This is a genomic window from Embleya sp. NPDC020886 (assembly GCF_044333915.1).
GTDB lineage: Bacteria > Actinomycetota > Actinomycetes > Streptomycetales > Streptomycetaceae > Embleya.
Genome location: NZ_JBIRRX010000002.1, coordinates 422660 through 436278, shown reverse-complemented (window position 1 = coordinate 436278; position 13619 = coordinate 422660). Strand labels below are relative to the sequence as shown.

At 71.1% G+C, this 13619-nt stretch carries 12 protein-coding genes and 1 pseudogene; 3 read left to right on the top strand and 10 right to left on the bottom strand.

Going from position 1 to position 13619, the window contains the following annotated elements; genetic code table 11:
• The first annotated feature begins 451 nt into the window (after positions 1-451).
• A complete protein-coding gene (locus tag ACH4U8_RS08655; RefSeq protein WP_360316677.1) occupies positions 452-622 on the top strand; it encodes a hypothetical protein in 171 nt (56 codons plus the stop codon).
• Positions 623-676: 54 nt separating this feature from the next.
• On the opposite strand, the gene ACH4U8_RS08650 is transcribed toward ACH4U8_RS08655, so the two are convergent.
• The 6 genes and pseudogenes from ACH4U8_RS08650 to ACH4U8_RS08625 all read right to left on the bottom strand — a co-directional run bounded on the left by ACH4U8_RS08650 (position 677) and on the right by ACH4U8_RS08625 (position 6587).
• A complete protein-coding gene (locus ACH4U8_RS08650; RefSeq protein WP_360316675.1) occupies positions 677-2326 on the bottom strand; it encodes an FAD-binding protein in 1650 nt (549 codons plus the stop codon).
• Positions 2327-2484: 158 nt separating this feature from the next.
• Positions 2485-3879, bottom strand: a complete 1395-nt coding sequence (locus tag ACH4U8_RS08645) for an SMI1/KNR4 family protein (RefSeq protein ID WP_395777021.1) — start codon at positions 3877-3879, stop codon at positions 2485-2487.
• 259 nt (positions 3880-4138) lie between these two features.
• Positions 4139-4219: pseudogene (locus ACH4U8_RS08640) on the bottom strand (hypothetical protein); the annotation flags it as partial.
• A gap of 304 nt (positions 4220-4523) precedes the next feature.
• Entirely contained in the window at positions 4524-4820 is a 297-nt protein-coding gene (locus ACH4U8_RS08635; RefSeq protein ID WP_360316670.1) for a hypothetical protein, read from the bottom strand.
• 151 nt (positions 4821-4971) lie between these two features.
• A complete protein-coding gene (locus ACH4U8_RS08630; RefSeq protein WP_360316668.1) occupies positions 4972-5772 on the bottom strand; it encodes a slipin family protein in 801 nt (266 codons plus the stop codon).
• A 158-nt stretch (positions 5773-5930) separates the two neighbouring features.
• On the bottom strand, positions 5931-6587 hold the full coding sequence (locus ACH4U8_RS08625) for a TetR/AcrR family transcriptional regulator (protein WP_395776309.1): 657 nt from the start codon (positions 6585-6587) through the stop codon (positions 5931-5933).
• A gap of 68 nt (positions 6588-6655) precedes the next feature.
• On the opposite strand from ACH4U8_RS08625, the gene ACH4U8_RS08620 reads away from it, so the two are divergent.
• A complete protein-coding gene (locus tag ACH4U8_RS08620; protein ID WP_395776307.1) occupies positions 6656-7459 on the top strand; it encodes a TauD/TfdA dioxygenase family protein in 804 nt (267 codons plus the stop codon).
• Positions 7460-7542: 83 nt separating this feature from the next.
• Here ACH4U8_RS08620 and ACH4U8_RS08615 read toward each other — a convergent pair whose 3' ends face one another.
• The 4 genes from ACH4U8_RS08615 to ACH4U8_RS08600 all read right to left on the bottom strand — a co-directional run bounded on the left by ACH4U8_RS08615 (position 7543) and on the right by ACH4U8_RS08600 (position 12347).
• A complete protein-coding gene (locus ACH4U8_RS08615) occupies positions 7543-8811 on the bottom strand; it encodes an alpha/beta fold hydrolase (protein ID WP_395776305.1) in 1269 nt (422 codons plus the stop codon).
• Between the two features lie 238 nt (positions 8812-9049).
• Positions 9050-9823 (bottom strand): GntR family transcriptional regulator, encoded by a 774-nt coding sequence (locus tag ACH4U8_RS08610; protein ID WP_360316660.1) that lies wholly within the window; start codon positions 9821-9823, stop codon positions 9050-9052.
• Positions 9824-9946: 123 nt separating this feature from the next.
• Positions 9947-11356: an aldehyde dehydrogenase family protein gene (locus ACH4U8_RS08605; RefSeq protein WP_395776303.1), complete on the bottom strand. Its 1410-nt coding sequence runs from the start codon at positions 11354-11356 to the stop codon at positions 9947-9949.
• Positions 11357-11435: 79 nt separating this feature from the next.
• Complete coding sequence (locus tag ACH4U8_RS08600) at positions 11436-12347, bottom strand: dihydrodipicolinate synthase family protein (RefSeq protein WP_395776301.1); 912 nt, start codon at positions 12345-12347, stop codon at positions 11436-11438.
• 267 nt (positions 12348-12614) lie between these two features.
• On the opposite strand from ACH4U8_RS08600, the gene ACH4U8_RS08595 reads away from it, so the two are divergent.
• Positions 12615-13619, top strand: a complete 1005-nt coding sequence (locus tag ACH4U8_RS08595) for an ABC transporter permease (RefSeq protein WP_360316653.1) — start codon at positions 12615-12617, stop codon at positions 13617-13619.

Below are 13619 nucleotides of genomic sequence, written 5' to 3'. Positions count from 1 at the left end.
TTTTTCTGCGCCCCCCCCGCGGGCCCGGGGGGGGGGGGGCCCGGGGGGCACCGTGTTTTTGTGGGGGGGGGGCCGGGGCCCGTTCCCTTACTCCCACCCCCCCCACACCCCGCCCTTTCCTCGCGCGCCGCACCGGAATCACAATTCCCGAAAACACCACCGCACCGCGCCGGGGTGAAACGCCCTTTATCGGGCAGGGATTCAGGAAGCCGGGGCAGCCGTGAAATCCGCAGGGAATCATCTGCACCTCCACACGGCCGCCCCGGCGCCCCGGTGGGACTTCGCGCGCAGCCCGCCGCCTCGCAACAGCCGCCCGAGCGGGCACGGCCGGCGGACTTTCCGAACAGGACGGGCGTGCGGTGTGATTCGACTTCCGGCCTCGGATAACATCGCTGTCCGAGGCCGGAAACGACTCCGGGCGATCATCGTTTCGGTCCCGAAGGGAACTCCGATGCCCACCTCGCGTCACGAGGACCTGCGCGCGGCGATCACGTGCGCCCGCGACGCATTGGCCGCGCATCCCGACGCCGCGACGTCCCCGGCCCTGGCCGCCCTGATCTCGGCCGCCGAACCCTTCGCCAACTTCTCCCCCGCGGTGCCGCCCCCGGCCAAACGCTCGTAATCGCGACGACCGAGCCCGGCGGCGGCGGACGGGGCGGCGGTCCCACAAGGGTTTCTACGGGATCTGCGGCGGCTGAACGGACTGTTCGTGCCGGAAGACGTCGTGCGGGTCCCAGCACTGCTTCACCTGCTGGAGTCGCCGGTATCCGTCCTTGTAGTAGAGCTGGTGCCAGGGCTCGCCCGACGTGTTGAAGTCCGGGTCCGAGATGTCGACGTCCGGGTAGTTGATGTAACAGCCGTCCGTGTTCGCCGTCAGGGTCGCGGGCAGCGCCGGGTCGGGTACCACCGGCACTCCCCCGGTGTCCCGGTAGACCGCCTGATAGAAGTCCCGGATCCAGCGCAGATGCGGCCCGGCGATCTCCGGATCCAACTCCGCGTCCTGGTAGTCGAATACGCCATCCTTGTTGGCGTCGGTGCCCCAGGTCCAATACACCTGGTACTGGAGCTTGAGGATCGAGGAGCGTTGTGGCACCGCCGTCGCCGCAGCGGCCACGTCGTTGATCGCCCCGCCGTAGGAGTCGACCTGCACCAGGGCGTCGGGGTTGTCGTAGTCGGGGTCCGTGAGGTGGAACAGGATCGCGTCGATCTGATCCTCGGTGAACCCCCTCGTCATGTACGCCGACTTGTACTTGCCGCAACGATTGGGGCCGGAGTCGTTCAGGCTCTGGGTGGCGGTCAGCCAGGGAAGCCGCGTCGGGATGAACAGGGCGCTCTGGGCCGGGTGTTCGCCGATCTGGAGGTCGAGTGGGGTTTCCTCCACAAGGTAGCCGTCGGGTGTCTCGAACCCTTCGGTGATCCAGTCCAGGAACGCCTGGAGCCGCTCCGCGGAGTCGTCCCGCGTGCCGTCGAGCTGAATCGTCAAACCGACCTTGCCGCTGCTCATGTGCGTGAGCTTCAGCAGCGTGAACATGTCGCGGTAGGTGTATTCACCGAAGGAATCCGGAAGTCTGCCGGCGGCCTCGTACTCGAAGAACTGCCCGTAACGCCGGACCAGCGACTTGAAGAGTTCGGGGTGCTCGACGAGGTCCGACCACTTCCACGCGAGGGACCGCAGCAGCACACGCGCGGGTGGTTGCGGCAGGCCGCGGAACCAATACCTGGTGATCACCCCGAAGTTGCCCCCGCCGCCACCGGTGTGCGCCCACCACAGGTCGCGCAGCGCCTCGTCCGGCGAATCCTTGCGCGCCACCGTCTTCTCGGGTGTCCTGCCGTCCGCGACGGTGACCACCTCCACCGCGTACAGATAGTCCACCGTCAGGCCGAACATCCGGGAGAGCAGCCCGTATCCGCCGCCGGACACGTGGCCACCGAGGCCGACCGAATAGCAGGAGCCCCCGGGCAGCGCCAGCCCCGTCGCCCGGTAGAGCTGGGTGGTGCTGTGCCAGTTCGTCGCCCCCGCCTCGATGCAGTAGGCGTCCTCGTCGGGGTCGAAATAGACGCGGTTCATTTGGCCGACGTCGATGATGACGCCGACGTCCGGGGAGGAGACGAAGTTTTCGTAGCAGTGACCACCGGAACGCACGGTGATCCGGCCAGGCGCACCGGGCGGATCGGCGAGGTACCCGGTGAGCGCCGCCACCACGTCGTCCGCCGTCGTGGCCACCACCACGTAGTCCGGACTGGCGATCCAGCGCTGGTTGAACCCGCGGCGCAGCGCGTCGTACCGCGGGTCGCCGGAACCCACCTCGATGTCGTGTGTCGACATGACAAACCCCCAAAGCTCACCCGTCTGGCAACCACTCAGTCGAAGTTACGACGAATCCACGTCGGGCTACTCCGCCGTTCGGGTGAGCATGGTGCCGTGCACGTGCGGCCGTGCCGATGCGACGAGTTCGATCGACGGCGTCGCACCGGCTCGGGATCTCACCGGAGCGTCACCGTGGTCGTCAGGTAGCCCTCACCCGGTCCCGGTGGTCGCGTCCACGAGGCGGTGGTGAGGGTGTGCAGGCGTCCGCGGGTGAGGGCGAAGCGCGGCAGTGCGACGCCGAACTCGGCGGTGACCGCCGCGAGTGCTCGACGGTGACCCGACGCTGAGAAGAGTTCGCCGGCGCGGGGCGGGAACAACCGGTCCGGATCCAGCGCCGGCGGTATGTCGCCGCTGCGTCGTACGGTCGCGCCCTGGACCGTGAACACATGGCACTCGGCTCCGCCCTCGGCGACCGACAGGTGGAACAGCCCTCCCGGCGAGCCCGGGCGGTCGGGAGCACACCACACCACGACGGCCCGGCCCGCCTGCGGGGCGGCACCGACCGGGCTGACGAATCGACCCTCGTGGAACGGCCGGGGTCGGGCGTCGAACGCGAAGGCCCAGTCGGGTCCGGCTCGCCCGATCGCGACCAGGGCCTTGTCGTCGTACGAGGACGAAGTACCGGTCCACGCCGCCCGTTCCGCCTCCCGTCGGGTCCTCGGCGGGGACGGTTCGGCCTGCTCGTCCGCGCCGATGAGCGAAGCGAGTTCGGCCGGTTCGGCCCCCTGGACCAGGATGAATCGGTACGCCTGGCAGGTCCCGTTGTGGTCCGGCTCGGCGAGCCACGTCAGGTCGTCGGGGTCGAGTACGGACTCGTCCTCGGGCCCCGGCTCGGCTCCGCGTGCGGCGGCACCGCCCCGTTGCCCGCCGCGCGGGACGGCCGGCAGCAGGCGACCACGTTCCGGGGTGATCAGCGGCCCCAGGACCGGGTCCGCGAACAGCCCCACCGGGGCGATGTGGTCCGTTCCCAGGGATTCCCACAGACCGAATCCCGCCCGCAGCATGCGCCATGCCCGGTCGGTGGCTCCCCAGCGGGCCTGCTCCCGCGCGGCGTCGACGACTCGGCCGAACGCACCCGGCGCCGTATGGCGGAACGTCGACTCACGGACCTGCCACAACACTTCATCCGCCGCCGCCATCGCCTCGTCCGAGGTCCATCCCACCCGGGTGAACCCGAGGGAGTCACCGTGCCCGTTGCGCACCCGCGTATCCGCCAACGCGGGCCGGAACTCCGAGGCGTACACGGGGTCGAACGCGATGATGCCGAACTCGACGAGATAGGTGTACCCCTGGAAGCGGCGCAGTTGGTCCCCCAGCACGCGCGCGCCGGGACGGCCGTATTCCCCGATCCGCGCGAACTCCGCCTCGGCCCGCTCCCAATCCCCGGCCAGGGCCCATTCCCGCGCACGTTCCAGGTCGGCGTCCAGCTCTCGCGTGGTCGCGTTGACGAACGCCCGCTCGTCGTGCCGACCCGCGCTCAGGCAGTGGAACTCGCGGTACATCGCGAGCATGAACTCCCGGAACGAAGCGTACCGTTGCGGTATCTCCCCCGCCCCAGGCCCGATAGCAGTAGAGAGCCCACTCGCCATGCGCGTCGACATCGCCCGGGTCGAGCAGCACGTACGTGGCGTCCGATTCCACCTCCAGTTGCAGCGCACGCGTCCACATCCCCGCCATCGACACCATCTCCGGTGTGGGGTACTCCCTCGCCTCCTCCGCGTACAACTCGGCGAACCCGACGTCGTCCACGAACCATCGGGCCCCGTCGGTGCCACCGAGCAAGGACACGAAGCCCCCCGCGTTCCGCCGGCCGTCGGTGACCGCGAGGAACTCCCGGTACGACGGCGGCATTCGCATCCCCAGCCGCTCCTCCATGGCCTCGATCCGCGCCGGTGACGCGGGTTCGAACCCGAGTCGACGCGTGCGACGCGCCGCTTCCTCACCCGCGCCGAGAACGTCCTCCGGACGGCAGGTGTCCGCCCACTCCTCGCTCCAACGCTCCAGAAAGCAACGCCAGTCGAACGCAGTATCGGTCATGACGCCATCCTCACGGCCGGCACCGACACGAACCCGGACACGAACGTGCGTCCGCCGCCCGCGCCGGGAGGCCCGGGGTGCGCAGACGGCGGATGGTTCGCGGGGTGGACGCGGGTGGCTACCGGGTCACCATCGTGAACACCGGGTAGACCTTCGGCTGCACGTCCGCAAGGCCGAGGCCGCGCAGGATCGGGATGATGATCTCGCCGAACCGCTCGAAGGCTTCCTCGGATTCCCACACGTCGGCGACGAACCAGCCCTCGGGCGTGGCGGCGGCGGTGTGCGAGAGCAGCCCCGGCACCGGCCAGTCGGAGGGGGATTTCACCGCGCCGCGACCGCCGGTCACCTGGTCTGCGCTCGACTCGTACATGGCCTGGGTCATGCCGGGCATTTCGAGAATCACGAGGATCGCCATATCGGCCTCCGATGCGGGGTGGTTTGCCGTGTCGGCTCAGTCGACCAGTGCCGTCACCCCTCGCGCACGCCGGACTACGCCGAATGGACCGCGCCGAGCATCGGCCGGTGCTGGGCGGTCGGCGGTCCGGCGGGGCGTCCGACGCGCGCCCTCATCGATCCGTCGGCGACTCGCCGGACGCCGACGGGCCGCTCGCGTGCTCCAGGAAGCGCAGCAGTTCCACCGGGAAGGGCAGCACGACCGTCGAATTCTTCTCGGCCGCGACCTCGACGATGGTCTGCAACAGCCGCAGTTGCAGCGCCGCGGGGCTGCGCGCCATCACATCCGCCGCGGAGGCGAGCTTGCGCGACGCCTGGAACTCGCCGTCGGCGGTGATGATCCGCGATCGCCGTTCGCGCTCGGCCTCGGCCTGCCTGGACATCGACCGTTTCATCGACTCCGGCAGCGCCACGTCCTTGATCTCCACTCGGTCGATCTCCACGCCCCAGCCCACCGCGGGCGAGTCGATCATCAGCGCCAGGCCCTGGTTGAGCGCCTCCCGGTTCGACAGCAGGTCGTCCAGGTCGCTCTTGCCGATGATCGACCGCAACGACGTCTGGGCGACCTGGGACACCGCGAACTCGTAGTCCTGCACCTCGATCGTCGCCTTGACCGGGTCGTTCACCCGGAAATACACGACGGCGTCGACGCGGACGGTGACGTTGTCCCGGGTGATGCCGTCCTGGGCGGGGACCGGCATCGTCACGATCTGCGTGTTGACCTTGCGCAGGCGGTCCACGATCGGCACGATCCGGGTCAGACCGGCCTCTCGGATCGGTTCCTGCACCCGGCCCAGGCGGAACACCACACCACGCTCGTACTGACGGACCACCCGCAGTCCGACCCCGGCGAGCAGTGCGACCACGGCGGCGACGCCGCCGACGACGAGCAGAACGACGAGCAGCAGGGTCATGACCCACTCCGGTGCCGAGTGACTGCCCCGAGCAGGTGGGCGTCCCCGAGCGCCCCCACATTGCAACTGTAGCTCCGACCGGCCTCGATCGAGGGCGCCCCGAGCCGGTCGGGAGCCGGGACGGCACGGGGCACGAACGGCAGCCGCCCGCTCGCGTCTCAGCCCCCGACCCGCGGCGCGGGCGAGGCCGCCGGTGCACACAGCAGGCCCACTGCGGCCTGCCGCAGATCCGCAGTCAACTCGTCGAACGGCAACGGGAGTTCGCTTGCCTCGTCGAGTCGCCCCTCCACGTCGGCGAGGGTGGCGGTGATCAACAGTTGCATCAGGCGCAGCCGGCTGGCCCGGGTGCCGGCGGGCAGCGCCGGCTCGCCGGCCGCGAGGGCGGCGTCGATGCGCGCGGTGACCTCGCGGATGCCGCCGACGACGTCCTCGCCCAGCGGCGGGGAGAACGGTGCGCCTTCGAGGGTGTAGCGGTGCACGAAGCGCGCGTAGTGGCCGGCGCGGTCGCCGTCGCGCATGGCCTCGGCCAGGGGGCGCAGATAGGCGTCCACCAGTGCGCCGAGGTCGCCGACGCCCTCGGCGTCCAGGGTCGCGAGCAGCTCCAGGCGGCGTGCGTTGAGCGGCGCCAGGCGGTCCTCGTACAGGGCTCTGACCAGCACGTCGCGGGTGCCGAAGTGGTACTGCACGGCCGAGTTGTTGCGCTGGCCGGCCGCGGCGCCGATCTCGCGGAGCGACACCTGTGCGGTGTCGCGCTCGGCGAACAGGCGTTCGGCCGCGTCCAGGATGCGCGCTCGGGTTCGGGTCTTGACATCCATGCGAGCAGTGTAAGACATTCCATCTCACTCGATTAAGTCACGTTGTCTCAATCCTCGTGAGGTCCGCCGTGTTCGACATCCGTCCGCTCACCCCCACCATCGGCGCCGAGGTCCTCGACCTCGACCTGAACCGGGACGACCTCGACGCGTCGGTGTTTGCCGCGCTCACCGACGCGTTGCACGAACGCCAGGTGCTCTTCTTCCGCGACCAGCGCATCACCGCGCATCGCCAGCGCGAGGTGGCGGCCCGCTTCGGGACGTTGCAACACTTCCCGTTCGGCGATCCCGCCGCTCCCGACCTGCCGGAAGTGATGGTGCTGGCCACCGGCGGAGACGGGCCCAAGGTCTCCAACGCGGACATCTGGCACAGCGACGCAACCTTCATGGCCCGTCCGCCGCTGGGCACGATGTTGCGCGCGGTGTCCCTGCCGGCCCTGGGGGGCGACACCGTGTGGGCCGACATGGAAAGCGCGTACAGCGGCCTGTCCGCACCCATCCGCGCGCTGCTCGACGGGCTCACCGCGGAGCACGACTTCGCCAAGTCGCGATCGCACCGCGGCGGCGACCGCGCGGCGCTGCCGCCGGTGGTGCACCCGGTCGTGCGCACCCACCCGGTCACCGGTCGGCGCTGCCTCTACGTCAACCGGATCTTCACCACCCGCATCGTCGAGCTCGACGAACGGGAGAACGAGCTGTTGCTGCCGTTCCTGTTCGACCGGACCGCCCGCCCGGAATTCCAGGTGCGGCTGACCTGGCGCCCCGGGGACATCGCCCTGTGGGACAACCGCAGCACCCAGCACTACGCCGCCTACGACTATCAGGGCCCACGCGTCATGCACCGCATCGTCATCGAGGGCGACGAACCACGCTGATATCGGGAAGGACGACCGGTCGGCCCGCCCCGTCGACACCGTGCGCGGTCGGCGGGGCGGGTCACTGCGGGGCGCCGCCCCGGTCAGGCTCGGCCGACGGCCATGTCCATCAGGCGGGACAACACCGCGTCGCCGGACGCGGCGACGCCGTCGTGTTCCCACTCGTTGGTGACCCAGGTCCGGACCGCGCCGACTTCGCGGGCGGTTCGCAGGGACAGGGGCGCGTCGACGTACATGTCGTCGTGGTAGACGGCCGCGGTCACCGGGACCCGGTTCGCGGCCAACCGCTCCCGGTCGTACAGCCGAGGCCAGTCGGTGCGCTCGGCGAGGATGCGGGCCGCGTCGGCGAACGGCCGCAGTCCGGCGATCTCCTCGAACATCCAGGGGTGCATCGTCTCGCCGGTGAGCAGCAGCGGATCCGCGTCCTCGGCGAACTCGGGGAGGGTGGCCATGGTGCGTTCGGCGGCCCAGTCGGTGGCGCCCTCGCCCTGGGCGTAGATGGATTCGTGCAGGACCGCGAACAGCGGATTGTCCACGAAGCCGGTCAGGTTCATCACCTGGGCCAGGAAGGTGGGCGACAACTCGCCGGACCGCGCGTCGAGCGCCTCGTCGAGCAGCCAGTGCACCCGCTCGAAGCCGTCCCCCATGCCGAACACCAGGCCGAGCGTGCGCAATCGGCGCACCGTGAGCAGGTCCCCGTCGGGCAGCCGCACTCCGCCGCCGGCGACCGTGTCGGCGATCCGGCGCAGCCGGGCGACGTCGTCCGGATAACGATCTCGGTATTCGGCGTTCTTGTCCCGGATCCGCGGGTAGGTCCGCGCGTACACCTCGTCCGCGTCGGTGGACAGGCCGGGCAGGCCGCCGGTGATGTAGCACCGCCGCAACCCCTGCGGGGCCCGGGACAGATAGCTGAGCGTGATGAAGCCGCCGTAGCTCTGGCCGAGCGTCTCCCACGGCTCGTCGCCGCACAGGTTCCGCCGGATCGCCTCGGCGTCCGCGACGATCGCGTCGGCCCGGAAGTGCGCCAGGTGGTCCGCCAGATCCTCGGCCGACCCGAATCGTTCGGCGGCGCGGGTGGTCATCGGCGTGCTGCGCCCGGTGCCCCGCTGGTCCAGCAGCAGCACCCGGTGGGTCTTGGTCGCGTGCCGCAGCCAGCCGGGCGTACTCCCGGTCGGCCGTGGGGACTTGCTCCCAGGGCCGCCCTGGAGGTAGAGCAGCCAGGGCAACCGCTCGTGGGCCCGGGCCGGGTCGGCGACCTCCCGGGCGAAGACGTCGATGCGCGGGCCGCCCGGGTCGTGGTGGTCCAGGGGGAGGTCGAAGACGTGGTCGACGACCGCGTATCGGTAGCTCATGAAGGGCCTTCCTGGGATCGCCGGTGCTGTCGGCGAAGCGGGTCGGTGCGGAATCGGGGCATGCCGAGGGGCCGCGTCGTCCGGGCGCGGCGGTCGGTCCCCCGTCGTGGGTTCGGGAGTGGCACCGGGGCCGGGAGTGGAACCGGGGCCGGGAGCGGCGCGCGGTGCCGTGCCGTGCGGGCGGGGCCGCCGCCGGGGCCGGGGATCGGTGCGCGTTCCCGGCCGCGGCGACGCGGTCTCACTCCGGCGCGGACTCGCGCGCCGGGTCGCTCTCGCCCGTCGGGTCGGACCACAACGAGCGGATGTGGCCGAGGTGTTCGTCCATCGCCCGACGCACCCCCGCCCCGTCGCCGGCGAGCAACAGGTCGAGGATCTCCTCGTGTTCGCGCGCCGAGGCCACCAACGCGCCGCGTTCGGCGAGTCGGGTGAGTCCGTACAGCCGCGAGCGCTTGCGCAGGTCGCCGACCACCTCGACCAGGCGCTGGTTGCCGCCCAGTTCGAGGAGTCCGAGGTGGAACTGCCGGTCGGACTCCAGGTAGCCGATCAGGTCGCGCCGTTCGGCGGCGGCCACGATCGCCGCGGCCACCGGGCGCAGCGCCTGGAGCGCGGCGGGGTCGGCGGTCTCGGCCAGGCGCACGATGACGGGGATCTCGATCATCGATCGAATCTCGGTGTATTCGTCGAGGTCCCGGGCGGACAGCGCGGTCACCCGGAAGCCCTTGTTGCGAACAACCTCGACCAGCCCTTCCTTGACCAGATCCAGCATTGCCTCGCGTACGGGGGTGGCCGAAACGCGGAACTGGGCGGCCAGGCTGGGCGCGGAGTAGATGACGTCGGGACGCAGTTCGCCGGCGATGAGGGCGGCTCGCAGCGCGTGCGTCACCTGATCGCGCAGACTGCGGCGCTCCTGCACGAACGGCAGGTCCAGCGGCCGCTCCGACAGGTTCGTCGCGGCGGCGGTCTCGCCGGTCCGACCGGTCGGCACTTCGGCGTGCGCTCTCATCGGGTGCATCCTCCCTCGGGGCCGGCATGACCTCGAATAGCCATACAATGTGCAATGTTACAGTCTATCGGTCACCGCGCCCCGTCCCTCCCATCGTTTCCGACTCTCCGGTGCCTCGGTGCCTCGACGATCTCACGCGCCGCCGGTCGGATTCGCCGGCAACAGGCTCACCGTGCACGTGGCGGTGTAGAAGTCCGCCGCGGCGCGGCCCTGTTCGCGCGGCCCGTGACTGGATGCCTTGGTACCGCCGAAGGGCAGGTGGAAGTCGACGCCGGTGGTGGGCGCGTTGACCTTCACCAGGCCGGTGTCGATCCGGTCCACGACCGCGAGCGCGGCGTCCAGGTCGCGGGTGTGCACCGAGGTCACCAGGCCGTGCGGGACATCGCGGGCCAGCGCGATGGCGTGCGTCAGGTCGTCCGCGCGTTGCAGCACCGCGACGGGCCCGAACACCTCCTCGCGCAGGGTGGCGTGCCCGGCCGGCACCTGTTCCAGGATGGTCGGCGTGGCGTACCACCCCGCGCCGTCGTACGCCCCGCCCGTGGTGAGCACCCGGCTGCCGGCCGCCGTCGCGGAGTCGAGCGCGGCCCGCACCCGGGCCCGGGCCGCCTCGCCGACCACCGGCCCGCACACGGTCGCGGGATCGGCCGGATCGCCCACCGGCATCGCCCGGGCGGCGGCGTCCAGCGCCTCGCGCAGCGGGTCGGCGTCGCCCACCACGACGATCCGCCGCGTCGCGGTGCACTTCTGACCGGCATAGCCGAACGCGGCGCCGATCAACTGGGCCGCGGTGGCGCGCACGTCGGCGTCCGGCAGGACCAACGCGGCGTTGCAGCCGCCCATCTCGGCCTGGACCGGGATGCCCCGAGCGGTGCCGGCGCGGACCACGTCCAGGCCCACCGCGGTGGAGCCGGTGAACGAGACCACGTCGCTCGCCTCGACCACGGCCGCGCCGGTGGCGGCCTCTCCCGGCAACACGGTGAACAGGTCGACGGGCAGGACCGCGTCGAGGAGTTCGGCCAGCCGCCGCGCGCAGCCGAGCGCCTGCGGCGCGGGCTTGAGCAGGACCGCGTTGCCCGTGGCCAACGCGGGCGCGGCCTTCCACAGCGGAATGGCCAGCGGGAAGTTCCACGGGGTGATCAGCCCGGCCACGCCGTGCGGACGACGGCGGGTCAGCAGCAGGCCGGGGCCCGCGGCGGGCTCGTGCACCGAGCCGATCGGGTCGTACACCTGCTGCGCGTTGTAGCGCAGGATGGCGACCGCGCGGGCGACCTCGCCGCGTGCCTCGGTGATCGGTTTCCCGACCTCGCGCACGATCAGGTCGACGAAGGTGCCGGCGTCGGCGGCGAGCCGGTCGGCCGCGGCGCCGAGCGCGGCGCAGCGGGCCGAGGCCCCGGCCGCCACCCACTCCCGCTGGGCGGTGCGGGCCCGTTCGGCGGCGCGGTGCACGTCGGCGGGCGACACCGCCGGGGCCTCGGCGACGAGTTCGGCGGGGGCGGCGGGGTTGTGGCTGCGCACCAGGGGTGCGGTGGACGTGGTGGTCACGAAAGCAAGCCCTTCGGGAGGGAACACGGGTGGGGCGTATGCACGTCGGCGGCGCGTCGGGCCGCCGGTCGGGTCCCGGTCAGCTCAGCCCGGCCGCCACGGCGCGTTCGGTCGCCAGCCGGATGCTCTGCTGCATCTCGGCGTTCAGCGGCCGGCGCGGCGGTCGGCAGGGGCCGCCGGGCTTGCCGACCACGTCCATCGACAGCTTGATCGCCTGGACGAACTCGCTGCGGGTGTCCCAGCGCAGCAGCGGCTGCAGGATGTCGTACAGCTCCCGCGCCCGGGTCAGGTCGCCGGCGACGGCGGTGCGGTAGAGCTCGACGCAGGCGTTCGGCAGGACGTTGAGGAAGCCGCCGATCCAGCCCTTGGCGCCGGCCACGGCCAGCTCCAGGAGCACATCGTCGGCGCCTGCCAACAGGTCGAGTTCGGGGGCGAGTTCGGCGATCCGATAGGCGCGTCGGGTGTCGCCGCTGAACTCCTTGACGCCGACGACGAGGCCGTCCGCGTGCAGCTTGGCCAGCAGTTCGGGGGTCAGGTCCACCCGGGTGTCGAACGGGTTGTTGTAGGCGACGATCGGCAGGCCGACCGAGGCCACGTCCGCGTAGTGCGCGTGCACCTCGGCGTCGTCGGCGCGGTAGCCGTTCGGCGGCAGCAACATGACCGCCCCGGCGCCGGCCTCGGCGGCCTGCTCGGTCCACCGGCGGGCCTCGGCCGAGCCGTAGGCGGCGACGCCGGGCATCACCCGGTCGCCGCCCACCGCCTCGACCGCGACGCGGACCACGCGGGCCCGTTCCTCGGCGGTCAGGACCTGGTATTCGCCCAGGGAGCCGTTGGGCACCACGCCGTCGCAGCCGGCCTCGACGAGACCGCGCACATGCTCGGCGAAGCCGTCGTAGTCGATGCTCAGGTCCGCGTGCAGCGGCAGCGGGGTGGCGACCATCAGGCCGCGCCAGGGACGAGCGGTGCGGTCGGTGGCGATGGCTTCGGACATGGGGGCTCCTTGGATTTCGGCGTCGCCGTCGAGGGCGCACCGGCTGGGATTAGTACAATGTCACATTGCTCCTGCGTTGCGCCAGACCCGAGGCGAATCACCGTAGACGGTGGGCCCGGAAGCAAAACCGCAGGTGAACGGTAAAGGAATTGCAAATACAATGTCGCACCTTAAATGTGACACCGCTCAAAGCTTGAACATTGACCCGCGGGTGGGCAGAGTTCCCCACCATTACCCACCCCGCCGCCTCCCGAGAGGCCCGCCGTCATGACCACGCTCGCGCCCCCCACGGATCCGCCGGTGGCCGCGGATCCACCCGCCGCCGACACCGCCCCCATGGGGCTGCGCCCCTCGCAACTCGCCTGGCGTCGCTTCCGCCGCGACCGCACCGGGATCGTCGCCGCGTGCGTCGTCGCCGTGTTCGTCGTCGCGGGCCTGGGCGCACCGCTGTTCGCCAAGTGGTACGGGCACGACCCCTACACCACGTACGGCCAGAACCGACCCGGACTGCTCAACGAGTTCGGCTTTCCCGTCGCGCCCAACGGCGGCATGTCCGGCGAGTTCTGGCTCGGCCTCGAACCCGGCCTCGGCCGGGACGTGCTGACCCAACTGCTCTACGGCATCCGCACTTCGCTGCTCATCTCGCTGGCCGTGGTCGCCATCGTCACCGTGCTCGGCGTGCTGGTCGGGGTGACCGCCGGCTATCTCGGCGGCAGCGCCGACTACATCGTGGGCCGATTCATCGATGTGATGCTCAGCTTCCCCTCGACGCTCTTCTTCATCGCCTTCACCCCGGTGGTGACCTCGCTGCTGACCAACCCGGGCGAGCAGATGTCCCCGCTGTTGCGCGGGGCGGTCATCGTCGCGGTGCTCTCCGCGTTCGGCTGGGCCTCGGTGGCCCGCCTGTTGCGCGGGCAGGTGCTCTCGCTGCGCAGCCGCGAATACGTCGAGGCGGCCCGCGTGATCGGCGCCTCGCCGGGCCGGGTGGTGCTGCGCGAACTGCTGCCCAACCTGGTCACCCCGATCCTGGTCAGCGCCTCGATGGCGGTACCGACCTACGTGACCACCGAGGCGGCCCTGTCCTACCTGGGCGTGGGCATGGTCGAGCCCACCCCCGACTGGGGGCGGATGTTGCTCAAGGGCGCCGAGGTCTACCGGACCGACATCACCTACATGTTCGTCCCCGGCCTCTCGATGCTCGTCTTCGTGGTCGCCTTCAACCTCTTCGGCGACTCGGTCCGCGACGCGCTCGACCCCAAGAGCGACCGCTGA